Here is a 16,882-nt window from a genome sequence, read left to right on the forward strand (position 1 = left end):
AGTTTTCATTTCATAAGTAGGTGTGGTTCACTTGGCCGATGCCTCGACGTCCCGCTACCGCGCTGGCCACCAGCGGTGAGGTGCTCCGCCTCATTCGCACCGGCGAGGCTTCCACGCGGGCGGACATAGGACGCGTCACCGGTCTGTCCCGGCCGGCCGTCTCCCTGCGCGTCACCGAACTGCTGGATCGGCGCCTGGTCGTGGAGGACAGCGAGGGCCCCTCCACAGGCGGTCGCCCGCCCACCCGCCTGGTCTTCAACGCCTCCGGCGGCGTGGTGCTCGTCGCCTCCCTGGGCGCCAGCCGCGCGCAGATCGCCGTCTGCGACCTCGCCGGGACCGTGCTGGCCCGCACGGGCCTGCCCGTCGACGTGGAGGAAGGGCCCGACGTCGTCCTTCCCCTGGTCATGCAGACCTGGAGCGAACTGCTCGGCGACCGGCCGCTTTCGGCGGTACGCGGCGTCGGCATGGGCGTTCCGGCCACGGTGGAGTTCGCGGCGGGCCGCACCGAGAGCGCCCGCATCATGGCCGGCTGGACCGGCGTGGCCGTCCCGCCGATCATCGCCGCGCGCTTTCCCGCCCCCGTCTTCCTCGACAACGACGTGAACGTCATCGCGATCGGCGAGCACCGCGAGATCTACGCGGGCGAGGCCGACGACCTGCTGTTCATCAAGATCTCCACCCGGATCGGCTCCGGCGTCATCGCGGGCGGCGAGATCCTGCGAGGAGCGCTGGGCGCCGCCGGGGAGATCGGGCACATCCCGGTCAGGGACGGCGGGGGAGTGCTCTGCCGCTGCGGCAACATCGACTGCGTCGACTCCGTGGCGAGCGGCACCGCCATCCTGCGCGACCTCCGCGCCCGGGGGCACGACGTCAAGAACCTGGCTGACGTGGTGGCGCTGGTCAGGGCGGGCGACGCCGAGACCATGACCGTGGTCCGCAACGCCGCCCGGATGCTGGGAGAGGTCGTCGCCAGCGCGGTCAACCTGCTCAACCCCGCGGTGGTCGTTCTCGGCGGGGACGTGGCCGAGACCTTCCAGCCGATGGTGTCAGGGGTCCGGGAGGTCGTTCACCGGAGATCGACCGCCCTGGCCACCCGTAACCTGAGGATCGAGCGCAGCCGCCTCGGCCCGGGCGCGGGCATCATCGGCTGCGCGCACATGGTCCTCGACCACATCCTGTCTCCCGACGCCATCGACTCCCTCCTCTGACGGGCGCCCGGTCCACCGGCCCTGATCCAGACTGAGTCCGTCGGCCATATCCCCGGCCGGGTCACTGGCCGTTGAGAGGCACCCGGTCCACCGGCCCTGACCCGGACCGAGTCCGTCGGCCGGGTCCACCGGCCGTGGTACGGGCCGGTCCCGGACCTTCGGCTGGTTCGGGCCCCCGGCCCTGGTCCGGGTCCGAACCCTCAGCCCGCTTCCGTTGTCATGCCCGGGTTGCTCCGTGACTGGCGGCGAACCGCGAGGACGATGTCCACGATCACGACCACGGCCAGCACCGCCATCGCGACGACCAGCCAGATGGCGCCGGTCGCGAAGCCGAACACGCCGAGGATGATGATCGGTATGAGTCCGAACGAGCCCAGGCGGATGTGAACGACATCTCGCGGCGTCGCGGGGACCATCGGCCTTCCCCTTGCGTCCGTCTCTTCCGGCTGTCCTTCGGGAGCCATCTTCCCCTCCTTCGATCAGGCGCACCCTGTACCCGGATGCCTTGCCGTCATGCGTCCTGCGAACCTGTCAGTGCCTTCATCAGTCCTTCGGGATCGGAGACGGTCAGGGTTGCACCGGGATGGGTGAGCAACCCGCCGGGCGCCAGCGCGGGCACCGGGGTACGGAAGCGGACGCACACGCCGCGCCGGGCGTTGGTCCCGAAACTCACCCCGAGATCGACCAGCGACATGCGCGCCCCGAAGACCTTCAGCGGCGAATAGGGGCCGGTCACGGTGGCGTCGATGATGTTGGACAGGGGCGTGCGAAGCACCCAGGGGCCGAATCGGACCATGAACCCGTCCTCCTCGACGGCGGCGAAGGCGCGGGCGGGACTCACACCCAGCAGCAGGAGAGGAATCCTCCACGCCGGATCGATGTCGAACGCGAAACGCGGCACGGATCAGCCCTCCCCCGGAGGGGAGTCACTTGGAGATGAGCCGCTCATTTTGCCTTCCAAGGAGGCGAGTCGCCCATCTTGTCGTAGTACTTGGCCAGGTAGGACTTGATCTGGTCGATGTCCTTCTTCGGCACGTCGACCCCGCCCCGGGACCCCTGCATGACCGCCCCGGCGGCCATCACGGCACGCGGTACGGCCATGAGCCTGCCTCCGATCACGTCGGCGATCGGCAGCTTGTAGCTTTCGAAGTTCTCGGGCGCGTCGCTGTCGTACCAGACGTGGGCGTCGCGGTATTTGGCGTTCGGCTCCTTTTCGGCGCCCGCCCACTTGCGGACGCGCTTCTCCGCCGCCGCCCCGTCCCACTCCCTGTCCCGGTCGGCCAGCGGCAGGTCGTGAAACTGCGTCACCGTCATGACTGTGCTCCCCTCTTCGATCTCTCTGAGAGACTCCCTACCCGGTCGCCCGGCTCCATGCCTGGTCGGCACATATTTGCCCTTTTACGGGGGAGGAGGTGGGCATGATCGACGAGGGTGAAGTGAGCGAAGAAACGGCCAGGGACGACCTTCCGGAGGAGGATTCGATGCCCCCGGCTCCACGAGGCATCGACGGCGAGAGCCGTGTCGTGGCGGAGAGATCCGGGGCGGACACTTCCTTCCCCGAACGACCGCTCCTGGCGGACCCCGACAACGAGCGTCGTTCCACGCACGCGGACGACGGCAGCGGAGACGGAGGCGGCGGAGACGAGGCGTCGGGGAAGCGAGCACCCGAACCCGAGGTCGGCCCCGCGTCCTGAGAGATCCGCCTCCTGAAACGGCGGCGGTGGGGCTCCGATTTTCGGAGCCCCACCACAGGTCAGGTTTAGTCAGCTCTTCTTGAAGGCGTCCTTGACGTTCTTCGCGGCATCCTTTACCTTTTCGCCGGCCTGCTTGACGTGGCCCTCGGCCTGGTCGGCCCGGCCATCGGCTTCCATCGACCTGTCGCCGGTGGCGCGCCCCGTCCCCTCCTTGAGCTTGCCCTTGACCTCTTCTGCCTTATTACGGATCTTGTCGTCAGCGCCCATGATGCGGTTCCTCCCCGGATCTGAAGTCTGCTTCCGTGCAGGGGTACTTCCTGTCCGTGAAAGGGAGGGGTAAACATGCCTCCCACGCTGGTGGTCGACGCCCATACCATCCGATGACCTGGGCAGATGGTCATGTGAAGCGATTATTAAAGGCGAGGAACACGCGGAGATCGGAACTCCATGAGCAGGGTGGCCGGAACTCCGGGACCCCGCTCCGCGGGTCGGTCTCGTGGATTCTGGCGGATTGTGTTGCGGGATTGAGCGTCCTGGATCGGATCCGGATCGACCCGCTCGGTTTGGGTGTGCTGTTCATCGCCGTCCTGGCCGGGATCAGCGGCTTCGCAGAAGACGGCCAACTCCGCCCATGCCAAGCTTCGCGGTCCTGGCGAGCGAGCGAATGCCATGCTGAAGACCTGGCGCATTCTGCGGAAATTCCACTTCTGCCCTTTTTACGCAGGTTGGCTGGTCAAAGCCATCCTCATCCTTCAGATGCGCGAAGCGGGATGAAAACGCTCAGTGCTGTTTGGTCAGGGTGCTGGATCGTCGTGACTCTAATGGTTCGGGTGTGCTCTCCGGTGCGTCACGTCACGATGGTCGAGCCACGTACGCCGCCTTGGCGTCGGCCGAGAACCCGCAGGCTCTGTAGAAGGCGTGGGTCGCAGGCTTGCGCGAGCCCGTCATCAGCATCGCCTTGTAGCAGCCGGCATCCCATGCGGCTTGGAGCGTGTCGGCCATGATCTGCCTACCCAGACCTGTGCCTCGCCGCGGTTCCTCGACGACGACGTTCTCGATGATGGCGTAGGGCGATGCCGATCGGGTGATGTTGGGGATCACGTTGAGGTACGTCGTGGCGACGACAACCCCATCCAGTTCGAGCACGAAGAGATGCAGCGCTGGAGAGTCCAGGATCTGCTGGAAAGCCGCTACATCGGATCCGTCCTTGAGAACCGGATCGTCGGGCTGCAGTTGCCGGTAGAGGCGGATGATCTGCTCGAAGTCGCCAGGCCGAGCCTCACGGAACATGCCTGAAGCGTAACCAACGCACTGAGCCTTTCTCATCGCGAGTAGCGGTCGGTCCCGGCCTCGTGCAGGACGGGGATGGCCTGCACGAGCGCGGTCGCGCGGACAGCAGCGCAGCTTGGTCAGGATCTTCCAGCGCTGCGCGGCTCCCGGTGGGGGCATCGGATTTGGTCGACTGCTGTCTTACCGGGAGCCTCGTCTCCATCGATCTCCGGGCTACGCGCACTTATCGTGACCAGCACGATCAGAATGGAAAAGCCTCACTGTCGGCTGGCGTTACGACTCGGTTGGTTCTGTGACGACGCCCCACATGAACGTGGAACTCTTCAGCAGTTGCTCCGTTGCCCTCTGCAGAAAATTCGGTGACACATAAATGACATGGGTGCGGTATGGTCACGATCTTCGTGTGGTCGGCTGAGGTATTCGGTTGAGAGACAATTTCGCTTCCTGGTCAGCGTGATGGACCGGCTGTCGCGCCGGGGGGCGGGGTTCCACGAGCCCGCGGATGTCCTTTCTTGGTCGGTTGGACGGCTTGACACTGGTCTTGGCGGTGCCCACAGAGTCTGCAACCGGGTGATGGCGGTGATGATCTGCGTCGCCCAGGGGCAGCCGGAGGCGAGGCTCAGTCGATTCGCGTGGATAGGTGAGGAGCCGCAGGTAATCCGGTGGCCTTGTCATTCGCGGAGCAGACGTGTCAGGCGGGTGGCCTCGCGGACCATGCGGCTGGATCCGCCGCGGGCGACGACCGCCGCCAGGCCGGGGATCTCCGTGCCCGCGCCCGGCGGAGCCGTATCGGCGCCGAGTGCGATGAGGGCGGCCAGGCCGTGAACACCTCGCTCCCTGCCGGTGGGAAAAAGGTGGGGAAGGGCCGCGGTGACGATGGGCCACACCTGCGCTCCGAACCCGGCGTTTGTGATCTCGACCAGAGCGGAGGTGATCCGGCTGAGCGTGACGAGGTCGTACGTGACCAGGAGGCCGAGCTGTTCGCCCAAGTCATGTCCGGGCAGGTGGCCGGCGGCTGCCAGGGTGGCCAGCGTGCCGAGCAGGCTCGCTCGCTGGGCGGGATCCGCGCTGTTCAGCCGGGCGAGCAGGAGGGTCGCCGCCACGGGGCCGAGGGGTTCGGTCGCCCCGGCTAGTTCGCCCAGGCTCGCCGATTCGGGAGCGGCAAGGCGCCGGCCGACCATGGAGAAGGCCAGCAGGTAGGCGGCAGCGGCCTCCGGTTCCGAGGGCATGATTCCCAGCCACCACGTCATGCATTCGGCGTAGCGGAAGGAGGGGACGTGGAAGAGCGCGTCGATCCCTTCCAAGCCGGTGGCGGGCGCGCTGACAAAAGGCACGATCTGAGGGTCGCTGCGGCTGTATACGGGGGGAACGCCGTCGTCGGACCAGCGGAGGGAAGCACCGTCGAGGTATCTGTGCCGGATGGCGACCTGCGGTGTCACCCGGCCCGCACCTGCCATCCAACGGGCCACGAGCCGCCCGGCGGGTGAGGACAGGCGCTCCGCTCGTGCCACCGTCTCCGGCTCGACGGAACGAGGGATGCGGAGCAGCGCCTGGTCCAGGTCGGCGGGGAAGGGCTCGGCCCCGGAGGCCTCCAGGCGCTCCAGCCGGGCGATTAACTCGGCGGGATTGATGTGACCCGAGACGGACGTCGGGGTGGCGAGCAGAAGGGGAAACAGGTCCCCGTTCTGTAGTGCGGTGAAGACCTCCGCCGCCCTGCGCAGGACGAACCGATGCAGAGGATGTACGTGGGACGGAAGGGGCAGGAGCGGTTTCGTCCACCGTTCTCGGGAGCCAGGGGAGACGAGATTCCGGCACGCGGTCAGCAGCCATCCGACAGGGTGGATTCCCGGATCTCCCGCGACCCACCAGGGGAACTCCTGGTTCATCACGGGGGCCAGGGCCTTTTGTACGGCGTCGCGGTCACGGTGGGCGAGCTCGACGAGCCCGGCCATCATCCGTTCGATGGCGATCCAGTCGTCCCAGTGCTCCGTGTCGCGGGCGAAGAGCGTGACCGACGCGGCGAGTTCCGCGGCCGTGCCGATGGGCGACGGTAGCTCACGCCTGCCGGGTGTGAGGGCGGCGCCTTGCCGGGAGGCCTGAGGAGCCTGGGCCTTCACCTCGATGCCGCTCACGACCGTGGCCAACTGGGCACGCAGGTCCGGGGGAAGGGCCCCGGCGGCGTCGCGGAGAGTGTCGGCGCTCATGCCGGCGGCGTGTTTGACCGCCAGCCGTACGGCACGCTCCCGAAGGTCGTGCGTCTCGTGGCTGAAGATCATCACCAAGGCCTCGGACACCTTTTCCGCATGACCGGGCGCATGCCGTACGACCTGATCGATCCAGGACAGTCCCGCGCGGACCAGTTTCTTCTCCTGCCGGAACATCAGGGCCGTGGCGGCTTCGCCGAAGCCCTCCGGCTCCGGCGGGTCCAGCCGCCGCAGATGGTTGAGGGCAAGCTCGGCGACGGTGCCCGTCGAGGAGGGCAGCAGCCGCAGGTAGTCACGGGCGTGGGGCTCGATCTCGTTGACGGTCGGATCGAGGGCTTCGTGAAGACGGACGAAGAACCGCAGTTCGAGCGCGGTGCCGCCGCGCAGGAAACATCGAAGGCAGCCGTCGAGCATCATGCTCCGGTCGGCTCTGCCATTGGTGGCCAGCGTGTGCAGGACGCTCGGCCAGGGGTAGATGCCCTCCCGGTTCAGGGCCTCGCCCACGCCCTGGGCCTCGAAAATGCGTGGCAGGAGCGCGTCCAGCAGCGGATCGTCGGCCAGCACGTCGGCCAGCGGCCGGCCGGCGGTTCTCCTGGAGACCCAGCCCACGACAAAGCCGTCATCGGTGGGCACCTCGATCCCGGTCTCGCGGATCAGCGCCGCCGTGAGCTCGTAACTCGGATCGCGGCCGCGAAGCCTGCCCGCCAGCCGCTGTGCCAGGTCGGCCTGCCAGGTAGGTGGTCGCATACGTACCAGGCGGAGCAGGCGATGGGTGTCGTCAACGGTGGAGTCGGCTCCGACGAGGCCACGGCGGGTCAGCCACGAGGCGACCGAGGTGGCGGTGGCGATCGTCCCCGCACCGGCCGCGCGCAGTGCCTCGGCGTGCTCTCCCGTGCCCCGCCACGAGTCGAGATAGCGCCGGATCTCCTTGAGATGGCCGGGCAACTGCCTGGCGATCTCACGCCGTCCGTCGGCATCCAGGGTGAGCACCAGCGCGGTGACGCCATCCGCGTCGCACTTGCCGATGAGGTCGCGGACGTCGTCCCAGGCGGTCACGTCGGGGTTCCCTTCGGGGGGTGTACGGCAGGCGACTGCCCATCGTGATCGGGACGGTAGCCGCGATCACCGACATTTCTGCGGCAGGTGCCGAAGGCGAACCTCGCGTGCCGTCGGAGCAGGTGGGAAACCTGCCGCCGGGTTCTGAGCGGAGATGGGCCGGACCAGCCGATGACGTGCGAAACTCCCGGCCGGTTGCGGGGGTTCCACAAGGTCCTGGCGGCTGGGAGGAGAAGAGACGTTTCCCGGCTCTTCGCAGTCGAGGGTGTAGACGTTGCCGGCTGGTCGCCGGGCTCGACGAGTCTCGGTGGGGTCGTCGTGGGGCAACGCTCTGGGCCTGATCGTGCGGTCCTGGCTTGTCGCGTGGTCAGGCCGATGGCTGGTGCGGCCGCTGTCGTTGTGCGGGGATCGCGAGGCACACGGGGATCATCTCCTGTCCGATCGCGGACCGCATCGGCCCGGGGCGCGAGTACGGATCACCCCGAGGGCTTGACCACGGTCGGGAGTTGAGATGCGTGGGCGGCGGACTGGCGACCGGTTCGGTAGCGGCCCGGGGTCGTTCCGATGAGGTTGGTGAACGCCGCGATGAAGCTGCTGGGGTTGGCCCATCCGCAGGCGGAGGCGGTCTGGGTGGTGTCGTGGCCGTCGGCGAGGAGCACGAGCGCGTGGTAGACGCGTAGCTGCGTGCGCCACTCATAGAAGGTCATGCCGAGTTCGTTGCGGAACAGTCGGCTGAGGGTGCGGGTGCCGGCTCCGATCGTCTTCCCGAGTTCGGCCAGCGTGGCGTTGTCCGCCGGCCTCTCGTACAGCATCCGGGCGATGGCCTGCAGTCGGTCATCCCGTGGTTCGGGCAGGTGCAGCGGCTGTTCGTGTGCTTCGCGGAGTTCCTCGACGAGGACCCGAAGGAGGCGAGAGCGCGCGGAGCGGCTGTAGCCGGGTGCGGTGTCGTCGTAGTTGCGGGAGCCGGTCAGGGCGAGCAGAACCTCACGGGCGAGGTCGGAGGCCAGGAACACGGCGGGATGCTCGGGTAGGAGCCGGGCCAGGGATGGCGCGAGAAAGACGATCCGCATATCGGTGTCGCCGTGGGCGCGGTGGTGGTGCGTGAATTCGGCGGGGGTCCAGGCGACCCGGTTGGCGGGAACGACCGACGTGCCGCGCTCGGTGTGAACTGCCAAGACGCCGCTGGCTGCGTATACCAGGTGTCCCCGTGCGTGCGACTGCTGCGCACTTGCTTGGCCGGATGGCCACAGGTGGCGCCCGCCGGAGGGCCAGATATGTGACGTCACACCGGCGGTCAGGGAAGGTTGGCGGCGAACGGGCATCAGTTGGCATCCTATCGGTAGCACGCCACACCGGGATCCGGTGACACTTTCTCCATGCGAAGCGGTCCTCAGTCGCGTAGAGCGCCCGACCGCACCACCTGCCATCGAGGCAGCGCGCCTCGATGCCGCGGCTTGAAAGAGAAGGAGAAACGCATGGCGACGTTCGTCCTCGTGCCCGGCGCTTGGAAAGGCTCCTGGTCGTTTGAGGCGGTGGTTCCGCTGCTGGAGCGCGCCGGTCATGCCGTTCACGCCCTGACCCTGACCGGTCTGCGGCCGGACGACGACAACGCGACGGTCGCGACCGCCAACCTCGACACGCACGCCGATGACGTGTTGCGGCACCTCGATCGCAACGACATCACCGGCGCGACGCTGGTCGGCCACAGCTACGCCGGGATGGTGATCGCCGCCGCCGCCGATCGCGCCGGCGGCCGGATCTCGCGGCTGGTGCATCTCGACGCCTTCGTACCGCGCGATGGCGAGTCGTGGTGGTCGTCAACGAACGAGTACTTCCGGGAAGTGGTTGCTGCCGGCGCTGTGGCCACCGGCTATGCCGTTCGACCGCCGGACGGCGGTGATCCTCGCCGCCGTCCTCATCCCCTCGCCTCGTTCCTGCAGACGATCCGGCTCACGGGCGCGTTCGCCCGGGTCCCTCGCCGGGAGTTCGTCTACTGCTCGGGATGGGAGGATCGGACGCCGTTCGCCGAACTCCGCACCCGGCTCCACGCCGATCCCGGTTGGCAGGTCCACGACCTTCCCACCGGCCATGACGCGATGAATGAGGCCCCGGAGGCGGTCGCTGCGCTACTGCTCGGCGAACGCGTCGCGGATGCGCCGACGCGCGAACGACAGGTTTGCCGTTGAGGGCCGCACGAGTCCGGTTCGTCTGGCCCCCGATCATTCATGCCGTTGTCTGGGGCCACGGCGTCCCGGGGGCCGCTTGCTCCGCGCACATGGCCGAGATCGGTTCTCGCGGGAGCGCTCCGCTCAGTTATCGTCCTCGCCCGTTCCGTGGTCGCTCTTGTTCTTGCCGGGGCGATAGTCCTCCCTGGCGCCGGCGAAGGTCTTGCTGACCGCGGTGAACTCCAGGGTCTGGCCACCGGTGAGGGTGAGCGTGAAGGGGATCCTGGCACCGGGCTTCACCGCTTTGGTGACGCCCATCAGCATGATGTGGTCGCCCCCGGGCTGGAGCCGGTGCGTGCCACGGGCCGGGATGACGAAGCCACCCTTCGTGGGACGCATGACCGCCTTGTCGCCGGAGCCGACGATCTCGTGCAGCTCGATCTCCGGCGAGAGGGGAGAGGCGCCGGAGACGACGGTCACGTCGGCGTCGGTGTTGTTGACCAGGGTGCCGAAGGCGGCGGTCATCCCGCGCTTGGTGGCCTTCACCCACGGGTCGGTGATCGTCAGCGCGGGAACTTTGGCGGCAGGACTCCCGGCGGCGGGCGGGGCAGCCTGCTGGGTGGACTCGGTGGACTGCTGGGCAGGCCGCTGGGTGGACTGGGGCTCCGTTCGGTCACCGCAGGCACTCACCGACGCGGTGGTGAGGACCGCGAGGAGCCCGGCGGAAAGAGCACGTTGAGCGATCATGAAAAGGCCTTTCCGGATGTACGGCGCCGCGCTCGGAGCTGTGCTCGACAGGCGCGCGGGAGCGCCGGAGCGGTCACGCTCGACCCGAGGCACACCGTGGCGAAGGCCGAGGCTCGGGTGAGACGAAAAGGCGAGGTCACGGGCATGGTCCGGCAATGATCACACACGGCGGGGGCGACTTCCCGCAGGAGCCGGGCCGTGTCCCGGACGTGAAATAAATTTACCGGCCCTGCGCTGACAGCGGAACGCGCTGACAGCGAACGGACCGAAACGGTGGCGCCGGACGGGGCTAGGGTCGCTGGTATTCGCTATTCGTAAACTCTTGATTCGGGGTAGGTGAAAAGATGACCTCACCACAGTTCGTGCCTGAGGATCAGCTTTACCAGCGGCTCTTGCGCAAGCGGATCGTCGTGCTCGGCAGCGAGGTGAACGACGAGGTCGCCAACCGGATCTGCGCGGAGCTTCTGCTTCTCTCCGCAGACGACGACGAGCGTGATGTATGGCTCTACATCAACTCGCCCGGCGGCTCGGTGACCGCCGGGATGGCGATCTACGACATGATGCAGTTCATCCCCAATGACGTCGCCACCGTGGGCATGGGCATCGCGGGCTCGATGGGGCAGTTCCTGCTCTGCGCCGGTGCGCCCAACAAGCGATACATCCTGCCGCACGCCAGGGTCATCATGCACCAGCCCTCGGGTGGTCTCGGCGGTACGGCCAGCGACATCGCCATCCAGGCCGAGCAGATGCTCTACACCAAGCAGATGATGCGTGAGCGGATCGCCTTCCACACCGGTCAGCCGCTGGAGCGGATCGAGGAAGACTGGGACCGCGACCGCTGGTTCACGGCCACCGAGGCGAAGGACTACGGACTCGTCGACGAGGTCATCCAGAACACCAACGAGGTGGCGTCACACGTTTAGTGGTTCCCCGTTCCCAGGAGAGCTCCGCACCCAACGCGGCACATGCCGAACCGGTGCGGAGTTTTTCTGGGAGCTATGGGGAAAGTTCGTCGCGCAGCATGAAGGCGACGCGGACAAGGGCGTGGCGGGCCGTCTCCCCCCGGGGGAGGGAGCGTCGCGTCACGCCTATTTGTTGTGGACGTGGCGGGGGGCGCTGGAGGACGGATCCCTTCAGTGGTGGCAGAGCAGGCAGCGTACGGCGTGTTCGAGGGACCGGGCATCGGTGATCGGGGCCGGCCAGGGGAGCCGGATCAGGGTCGGGTCGTCGATGCCGGAGCGGACGGTCGCGCCGAAGCGGTCGAGCTCCCAGAGCCACGCCTCGGTGACGGGGGCGGAGAGCAGGGAGCCCAGGGCGGTCTCCAGCTGGCCGCGGTGGGCGTTGTTGACGTGATGGAGCATGCGCTCGGCCTCGCCCCACAGGGGATCGGGGGTGGCGTCGAGGTATTCCTCGGCGTCCAGCACGCCTGACTCCGGTCCCGTGAGATAGATCACCCGGCCGACGTCGACGCGGAGCAGCCGGGGGCCGGTAGCGGTCTCCAAGGTCTCCAGCGCTTCGAACAGCGCCTCGTCCGGGCAGCGCTCGGCGATCGCCACCGTTGTCTCTCTCGCCTCGTCCGCCGGTACGGCCTGCACCCAGCCCTGCACCTTGAGCAGGCCACGCGAGAGCTCGTGATCCCCGAGGGAACGGCTCGCCGTCAGGTCCACGGTCACCACCGACTCATCCGAGATGCCGTAGAGCGGGTCTTCCGGCAGAACGAGGAGCACCGGACGGCCCGCGCCGTCCACTCCGCCCTTGGCAGGCATCGCGGGTCGGGACGTGCCGACGAGAGACACGTGGGTGGGAGCGGCGGTGGCGGCGAGTGTGCGGACCCGCTCGGGGGTGGGCGCGGCGGTGACGGGATGCGGCATGGACCGGCTCTCCTTGAGGTCGTGGAGTTCCTATGTATAAGGTTAGGCTTGCCTCACTAAGGTGAACCTAACCATAAAGGAGTGACTGTGCGCTACACCGGACCCAAGGTGCGGTTGTCCCGCCGAGCGGGCGTCGCGTTGACCCGCAAGGCCGTCCGCCACTTCGAGGAGCGGCCCTATCCGCCGGGTGAGCACGGTCGCAAGACGAACCGGAGGCAGACCGGCGACTACGGGTTGCGGTTGATGGAGAAGCAGAAACTGCGCTGGTACTACGACGTCTCCGAGCGGCAGATGCGCCGTTACTGGGACATGGCGCTGCGCAGCACCGGCCGTTCGGGAGCCGAGCTGGTGGTGCTGCTGGAGACGCGTCTCGCCTCACTCGTCCTGCGGTCCGGCCTCGCCACGTCCATCTACGCGGCCCGCCAGTTCGTCACGCACGGCCACATCACCGTGGACGGCCGCAAGGTCAACATCCCCAGCTATCTGGTCAAGCCCGGTCAGGTTATCGCGATCCGGGAGAAGTCACGCGGTATGCAGCCGTTCGTCGCCGCGGCCGAGGGTCTCTACGCCGACGACCGGGTCGCGTCCTACCTGGACGTCAACCACGCCGAGCTCCGGTTCACCGTGCTCGCCCGCCCGCTGCGCGAGCAGATCGTGGTCCCGGTGGACGAGCAGCTCGTGGTGGAGTTCTACTCCCGCTGATCCGGTGCGCCGGCCCGCCGCGCACCCGAGCGGCGGGCCCACCCCGGAGGGCGGGTCAGCGGGATCGTTTCTGCCGGGGCCGTTCGCGGCTGGATCGGGTCGCCGGCAGGGACGAGCCGTTCAGGTGCTGCTCACTGTCGCCGGCCGTCGTGGAGACCTTCTCCCGTAGCTCCCGCATCTCCGCCCTGAGCTCTGCCAACTCCGTGAGCACCGCCACCCCGAGATCCTGGGTCGCCTTCGCGGACTCCTCCGCGTGCTCCTCCTCCATGGCGCTGACCACCACCGCGATGAAAAGGTTCAGCACCACGAAGGTGCACACCAGCATGAACACCACGAAGAACACCCAGGCGGACGGGTGCTGGGCCATCACCTCTCGGGTGATGTCGGACCACGCGTCCCCGGTCATCATCTGGAAAAGGGTGAACAGCGAGGTGGGCAGGTCCCCGAAATACTCCGGCGCGGTGAGGTGGTAGAGCTTCGTGCCCATCACCGCCGTGACGTAGAGCACCAGCCCGAGCAGCAACACGATCGAGGTCATCCCCGGCACCGCGACGAGCAGCGCGGTGACCACCTTGCGCAGACTCGGCACCACCGAGATCAGCCGCAGCGCCCGCAGGATGCGCAGCGCCCGCAGCACCGAGAGTCCTTCCGCCATGGGCATCAGCGAGATCGCCACGATCGCGGTGTCGAACAGGCTCCATGGGTTCCGGAAGAACCGCCAGCCGTAGGCGTAGATCTTGACGCACAGCTCGGCGACGAAGATGTAGAGCGCCAGGTGGTCGACGATCATGAGCGCCGTGCCGTAGTTCTCGACGGCGGTGGCGGAGGTTTCCAGGCCCAGAGTCGCCGAGTTGATCACGATGACCGCAATGATGAGTCGCTGGAAACGTGAGGTCTCGAGGGCGGCACGAACGCGTTCGCGCACCGGCACGAAGACTCCCGGGGGTCGGAGGGCCGAGTACAGGTGAAGATCATAACGGATGACCGAAATGCCGGGGATCGCCTCGGTGCTACCGGGCGGGCGGGGACGCCCCGGTCGCCGTCGACACTCCGAGCCCGGCCGGAGGAGAAACGTCGAACTCTCTCACCCGGTTGCGGTCACGGCTGAGGGAAGAGCCGGAGGGCTCACAGGTCACGGCCGGGGAAGAAGCGCTGAAGTTCCTTTCCCCGATCCGGTGGCCTGCGAGGCGTTCTCCCGGCGGGCACCGTAGTCGCCGATGCCCGACTCCAGCAGGCCGAAGGCCTGATCGGCCCGGTGTCTCAGATCCGGAGCGATGGCGTCGACGGCTTCGCCCGCGAGCATGCGCCGCACGGCATACGCCGTCAGCCGGCGAAGCACCGCGCAGATCTGGGCGGCGACGAACGCGGGAACGAGGTCGTCGGGATCGGCGTCGATCTCGTCGGCGAGCGTCCTGGCCAGGGACTTCTCCCGTGCCTCGTCCATCTCCCGCAGCCGGGCGCCGAGCGACGGGCTCGCGCTGAGCATGCGGTTGAAGGTGTCGCTCCCCTCGTGGAAGCCGTACCTGTGGTGGCGGGTGTCGAGCGCGTCCAGGAAGTCGCGGCGCAGCGCTTCGAGCGCGCTCTCTCCGGGTTTCCGTTCCCGCACGACCTTGCCGGGCAGGGACTCCACCTCTTCCTGCCGGTCGAAGAGCAGGTCCTCCTTGGTCGGGAAGTAGTTGAAGACCGTGTTGACCGACACGTCGGCGGCCCTGGCGACCTCGGCCACCGTCACGTTGTCGAAGCCTCGCATCAGGAACAGCCCCGTCGCGATGTCGGAGATGCGCTCCCTGGTCTCCCGCTTCTTGCGCTCGCGCAGGCCCTCGCTCATGGGCTCATTCTATGGTGCCAGGTAAATTTTGGACTGACACCAAAATTGATGTTACTTTAAAAATGGAGGCGATCAAGTGATCAAGACATCAGGTTTGAGCAAGACCTTTCCCGGCGGCGTCGAGGCCGTCCGGGGCGTGGATCTGGCCGCGGAGGCCGGAGAGATCGTGGGATTCCTCGGCCCGAACGGAGCCGGAAAGACGACCACCATGCGCATGCTGACCACCCTGCTCCGCCCTACGGGAGGCACCGCCACCGTCGCCGGGCACGACCTGCTCGCCGATCCGCGGGGTGTGCGGCGGCGCATCGGCTACGTGTCCCAGGGCGGAGGGATCAACCCGGCGACCCCTGTGGGGGAGGAGCTCGAACTCCACGCCATGCTGTACGGCATGCACCCGGCACGGGCCCGCGAGCGGGTCCGCGAGGTGCTCGACCGGCTCGGCCTCGGAGGTCTGGAGACCCGGCCCGGCGGTGCGCTCTCCGGCGGCCAGTGCCGCCGCTTCGACCTCGCCTTCGGCCTGGTCCACGGGCCGTCCCTGCTCTTTCTCGATGAGCCCACCACGGGACTGGACCCGCAGAGCCGGGCCAACCTCTGGGACCACATCAGAAGCCTGCGCCGGGAGCACGGTCTCACGGTCTTCCTGACCACCCACTATCTCGACGAGGCGGACGCGCTCGCCGACCGCCTGTTCATCATCGACCACGGAGTGATCGTCGCCGAGGGCACTCCGGCCCAGCTCAAGGGCGGCACCGGCACCCTCGACGACGTCTTCCTGTCGATCACCGGCCGTTCCCTGAGGGACGACGCGGCCGGCGAACCCCAGACGGCCGACGGAGCGGCGGACGAGCGGCGAGCCGCCCGTGTGGCGGGTGAGGAGCGATGGGCGACCCGACGAGCAGGAGCAGGCTCGACATGGTGAATGACTCGACGAGCAGGAGCGAGTTCGACATGGTGAGCGATCCGGCGAGCTGGAGCGGGCTCGGCGTGGTGGACGGAGCGGTCGGCGAAGTACGCGTCGCCCGCGTGGCGGATGAGGAGGGGTGAACGAACCGATGGACATCGTCCGTGACACATGGCTCGTCTTCCGGCACAACACCAGGATCTCCCTGCGGCAAAGAGCCGGAATCATCTTCGGCGTGCTCCAGCCCATGCTCTACCTGATCCTGTTCGGCCCGTTGTTCGCCACGATCGGCACCTGGGAGACGCTGGTCCCCGGCCTGCTGATCCAGGTGAGCCTGCTCAGCGCTGGCCTGGCCGGGTTCGGCATCGTCTTCGACGCCCGTTCCGGCGTGCTGGAGAGGCTCCGGGTCACCCCGGCCCACCGCGTCTCCCTGCTGCTCGGCCGGGTGCTGAGCAGCTCCCTCACACTGCTGATCCAGTCGGTCATGCTGATCGTCATGGGTTACGTCTTCGGTATGCGCGCCTGGTTCCCCGGGGTGCTGGCCGGGCTCGTCCTCATGACGCTGCTCGGGGTCAGCCTGGCCGCGCTGTCCAACGCGATCGCGCTCACCATGAACCCGGAGCTGTTCGCACCGGTCATGAGCACGGCGATCGTCCCGCTGCTCCTGCTGTCGGGCGCGTTCCTGCCGATGTCCATGGCTCCCGGCTGGCTGGACGCGCTGTCGCGGGCGACCCCGTTCCGCTACGTCCTCGAGGCCATCCGCGAGCTGTTCGACGGGCACTACGCGACCGTGACCGTGACCATCGGGGTCGCCGTGACCCTGGTCCTCTCGGGGATCTGCGTCGCCGTGGGGACCCGGGTCTTCAACCGCGAGAACGCCTGACCTTCGTCCCGCGCCCGTCAAGCTGAAATCAACCTGAGAGATGTGCGGACGTTCCTTGGCGGCGGTAGCCGGGTGCCCGGCCAAAGACCCTCTTCACTGACCGGGCAGGGAGTGAGGTGCGGGTGAGCGGTCGTTCGCGCGAACGACCGCTCACCCGCACCGGTCTCAATCCACTCCTTCGGGACGTCATGTCCGCGGTATTGATCAGCCTGGATCGTGATCGTTTCGTGGGCCCCGGAGCGGGGCCTGCGGCCGCTGGGGCCAGGCATCGCCGCTCGAGACGGTTCCGTCGCCGTCGTGGGTGAGGGCGGTGACGGAACGCTGACCGGTGAT

General features: G+C 67.8%; 19 protein-coding genes and 1 pseudogene. 9 read left to right on the forward strand and 11 right to left on the reverse strand.

Annotated elements, in window-relative coordinates; translation table 11 throughout:
• Window positions 1-38: 38 nt before the first annotated feature.
• The gene (locus tag CHC08_RS16625) at window positions 39-1,208 is read left to right on the forward strand and encodes an ROK family transcriptional regulator (RefSeq protein ID WP_089208284.1); all 1,170 of its coding nucleotides are present in this window, start codon (window positions 39-41) and stop codon (window positions 1,206-1,208) included.
• Between the two features lie 200 nt (window positions 1,209-1,408).
• Here CHC08_RS16625 and CHC08_RS16630 read toward each other — a convergent pair whose 3' ends face one another.
• From CHC08_RS16630 to CHC08_RS16640, 3 genes are read right to left on the reverse strand one after another with little or no spacing between them, the layout of a single operon-like run.
• Window positions 1,409-1,672: a hypothetical protein gene (locus tag CHC08_RS16630; RefSeq protein ID WP_143653239.1), complete on the reverse strand. Its 264-nt coding sequence runs from the start codon at window positions 1,670-1,672 to the stop codon at window positions 1,409-1,411.
• A 47-nt stretch (window positions 1,673-1,719) separates the two neighbouring features.
• Complete coding sequence (locus CHC08_RS16635; protein ID WP_089208196.1) at window positions 1,720-2,109, reverse strand: hypothetical protein; 390 nt, start codon at window positions 2,107-2,109, stop codon at window positions 1,720-1,722.
• Between the two features lie 44 nt (window positions 2,110-2,153).
• The gene (locus CHC08_RS16640) at window positions 2,154-2,522 is read right to left on the reverse strand and encodes a hypothetical protein (protein ID WP_089208197.1); all 369 of its coding nucleotides are present in this window, start codon (window positions 2,520-2,522) and stop codon (window positions 2,154-2,156) included.
• A gap of 104 nt (window positions 2,523-2,626) precedes the next feature.
• On the opposite strand from CHC08_RS16640, the gene CHC08_RS16645 reads away from it, so the two are divergent.
• The gene (locus CHC08_RS16645; RefSeq protein ID WP_089208198.1) at window positions 2,627-2,902 is read left to right on the forward strand and encodes a hypothetical protein; all 276 of its coding nucleotides are present in this window, start codon (window positions 2,627-2,629) and stop codon (window positions 2,900-2,902) included.
• Window positions 2,903-2,971: 69 nt separating this feature from the next.
• On the opposite strand, the gene CHC08_RS16650 is transcribed toward CHC08_RS16645, so the two are convergent.
• The gene (locus tag CHC08_RS16650) at window positions 2,972-3,169 is read right to left on the reverse strand and encodes a CsbD family protein (RefSeq protein WP_089208199.1); all 198 of its coding nucleotides are present in this window, start codon (window positions 3,167-3,169) and stop codon (window positions 2,972-2,974) included.
• Between the two features lie 339 nt (window positions 3,170-3,508).
• Between CHC08_RS16650 and CHC08_RS16655 the strand changes: the two are divergent.
• Window positions 3,509-3,676: pseudogene (locus tag CHC08_RS16655) on the forward strand (IS5/IS1182 family transposase); the annotation flags it as partial.
• Between the two features lie 78 nt (window positions 3,677-3,754).
• Here the strand turns inward: CHC08_RS16655 and CHC08_RS16660 are convergent.
• The 3 genes from CHC08_RS16660 to CHC08_RS16670 all read right to left on the reverse strand — a co-directional run bounded on the left by CHC08_RS16660 (window position 3,755) and on the right by CHC08_RS16670 (window position 8,627).
• On the reverse strand, window positions 3,755-4,192 hold the full coding sequence (locus CHC08_RS16660; RefSeq protein ID WP_089208200.1) for a GNAT family N-acetyltransferase: 438 nt from the start codon (window positions 4,190-4,192) through the stop codon (window positions 3,755-3,757).
• Window positions 4,193-4,863: 671 nt separating this feature from the next.
• On the reverse strand, window positions 4,864-7,452 hold the full coding sequence (locus CHC08_RS16665) for a DUF7824 domain-containing protein (protein WP_089208201.1): 2,589 nt from the start codon (window positions 7,450-7,452) through the stop codon (window positions 4,864-4,866).
• Window positions 7,453-7,928: 476 nt separating this feature from the next.
• Window positions 7,929-8,627, reverse strand: coding sequence for a helix-turn-helix transcriptional regulator (locus CHC08_RS16670; protein WP_218825335.1), 699 nt, complete (start codon window positions 8,625-8,627; stop codon window positions 7,929-7,931).
• Between the two features lie 300 nt (window positions 8,628-8,927).
• On the opposite strand from CHC08_RS16670, the gene CHC08_RS16675 reads away from it, so the two are divergent.
• Entirely contained in the window at window positions 8,928-9,638 is a 711-nt protein-coding gene (locus CHC08_RS16675) for an alpha/beta fold hydrolase (protein ID WP_089208202.1), read from the forward strand.
• Between the two features lie 123 nt (window positions 9,639-9,761).
• On the opposite strand, the gene CHC08_RS16680 is transcribed toward CHC08_RS16675, so the two are convergent.
• On the reverse strand, window positions 9,762-10,364 hold the full coding sequence (locus CHC08_RS16680; protein WP_089208203.1) for a copper chaperone PCu(A)C: 603 nt from the start codon (window positions 10,362-10,364) through the stop codon (window positions 9,762-9,764).
• 344 nt (window positions 10,365-10,708) lie between these two features.
• On the opposite strand from CHC08_RS16680, the gene CHC08_RS16685 reads away from it, so the two are divergent.
• Window positions 10,709-11,287 carry a ClpP family protease gene (locus CHC08_RS16685; protein WP_089208204.1) on the forward strand — a complete coding sequence of 193 codons (579 nt, stop codon included), beginning with the start codon at window positions 10,709-10,711 and terminating at the stop codon, window positions 11,285-11,287.
• Window positions 11,288-11,497: 210 nt separating this feature from the next.
• On the opposite strand, the gene CHC08_RS16690 is transcribed toward CHC08_RS16685, so the two are convergent.
• Complete coding sequence (locus CHC08_RS16690) at window positions 11,498-12,235, reverse strand: DUF2470 domain-containing protein (RefSeq protein ID WP_089208205.1); 738 nt, start codon at window positions 12,233-12,235, stop codon at window positions 11,498-11,500.
• Window positions 12,236-12,322: 87 nt separating this feature from the next.
• Here CHC08_RS16690 and rpsD point away from each other — a divergent pair, with 87 nt between their 5' ends.
• Window positions 12,323-12,937 (forward strand): 30S ribosomal protein S4, encoded by a 615-nt coding sequence (rpsD, locus tag CHC08_RS16695; RefSeq protein ID WP_089208206.1) that lies wholly within the window; start codon window positions 12,323-12,325, stop codon window positions 12,935-12,937.
• Window positions 12,938-12,992: 55 nt separating this feature from the next.
• Here the strand turns inward: rpsD and CHC08_RS16700 are convergent, their stop codons facing one another.
• Entirely contained in the window at window positions 12,993-13,862 is an 870-nt protein-coding gene (locus CHC08_RS16700) for an ion transporter (RefSeq protein WP_089208286.1), read from the reverse strand.
• A gap of 207 nt (window positions 13,863-14,069) precedes the next feature.
• Window positions 14,070-14,765: a TetR family transcriptional regulator gene (locus CHC08_RS16705; protein WP_089208207.1), complete on the reverse strand. Its 696-nt coding sequence runs from the start codon at window positions 14,763-14,765 to the stop codon at window positions 14,070-14,072.
• Between the two features lie 76 nt (window positions 14,766-14,841).
• Between CHC08_RS16705 and CHC08_RS16710 the strand changes: the two genes are divergently transcribed.
• From CHC08_RS16710 to CHC08_RS16715, 3 genes are read left to right on the forward strand one after another with little or no spacing between them, the layout of a single operon-like run.
• Window positions 14,842-15,684 (forward strand): ABC transporter ATP-binding protein, encoded by an 843-nt coding sequence (locus CHC08_RS16710; protein ID WP_089208208.1) that lies wholly within the window; start codon window positions 14,842-14,844, stop codon window positions 15,682-15,684.
• Window positions 15,678-15,809 carry a hypothetical protein gene (locus CHC08_RS52410; RefSeq protein WP_275937178.1) on the forward strand — a complete coding sequence of 44 codons (132 nt, stop codon included), beginning with the start codon at window positions 15,678-15,680 and terminating at the stop codon, window positions 15,807-15,809. The genes CHC08_RS16710 and CHC08_RS52410 overlap by 7 nt, the downstream gene beginning before the upstream one ends.
• The gene (locus tag CHC08_RS16715) at window positions 15,806-16,549 is read left to right on the forward strand and encodes an ABC transporter permease (protein ID WP_245878362.1); all 744 of its coding nucleotides are present in this window, start codon (window positions 15,806-15,808) and stop codon (window positions 16,547-16,549) included. Before CHC08_RS52410 ends, CHC08_RS16715 begins: the two co-directional genes overlap by 4 nt.
• The last annotated feature ends 333 nt before the right edge of the window (window positions 16,550-16,882 follow it).

The sequence above is a fragment of the Streptosporangium subroseum genome, from assembly GCF_900188345.1.
GTDB lineage: Bacteria > Actinomycetota > Actinomycetes > Streptosporangiales > Streptosporangiaceae > Streptosporangium > Streptosporangium subroseum.

Bases quoted from the DNA above. Each gene is read 5' to 3' on its own strand.
- CHC08_RS16625 (WP_089208284.1), top strand. From the start codon at position 39: ATGCCTCGACGTCCCGCTACCGCGCTGGCCACCAGCGGTGAGGTGCTC.
- CHC08_RS16630 (WP_143653239.1), bottom strand. From the start codon at position 1,672: ATGGCTCCCGAAGGACAGCCGGAAGAGACGGACGCAAGGGGAAGGCCG.
- CHC08_RS16640 (WP_089208197.1), bottom strand. From the start codon at position 2,522: ATGACGGTGACGCAGTTTCACGACCTGCCGCTGGCCGACCGGGACAGG.
- CHC08_RS16645 (WP_089208198.1), top strand. From the start codon at position 2,627: ATGATCGACGAGGGTGAAGTGAGCGAAGAAACGGCCAGGGACGACCTT.
- CHC08_RS16650 (WP_089208199.1), bottom strand. From the start codon at position 3,169: ATGGGCGCTGACGACAAGATCCGTAATAAGGCAGAAGAGGTCAAGGGC.
- CHC08_RS16660 (WP_089208200.1), bottom strand. From the start codon at position 4,192: ATGTTCCGTGAGGCTCGGCCTGGCGACTTCGAGCAGATCATCCGCCTC.
- CHC08_RS16675 (WP_089208202.1), top strand. From the start codon at position 8,928: ATGGCGACGTTCGTCCTCGTGCCCGGCGCTTGGAAAGGCTCCTGGTCG.
- CHC08_RS16680 (WP_089208203.1), bottom strand. From the start codon at position 10,364: ATGATCGCTCAACGTGCTCTTTCCGCCGGGCTCCTCGCGGTCCTCACC.
- CHC08_RS16685 (WP_089208204.1), top strand. From the start codon at position 10,709: ATGACCTCACCACAGTTCGTGCCTGAGGATCAGCTTTACCAGCGGCTC.
- CHC08_RS16690 (WP_089208205.1), bottom strand. From the start codon at position 12,235: ATGCCGCATCCCGTCACCGCCGCGCCCACCCCCGAGCGGGTCCGCACA.
- CHC08_RS16705 (WP_089208207.1), bottom strand. From the start codon at position 14,765: ATGAGCGAGGGCCTGCGCGAGCGCAAGAAGCGGGAGACCAGGGAGCGC.
- CHC08_RS52410 (WP_275937178.1), top strand. From the start codon at position 15,678: ATGGTGAATGACTCGACGAGCAGGAGCGAGTTCGACATGGTGAGCGAT.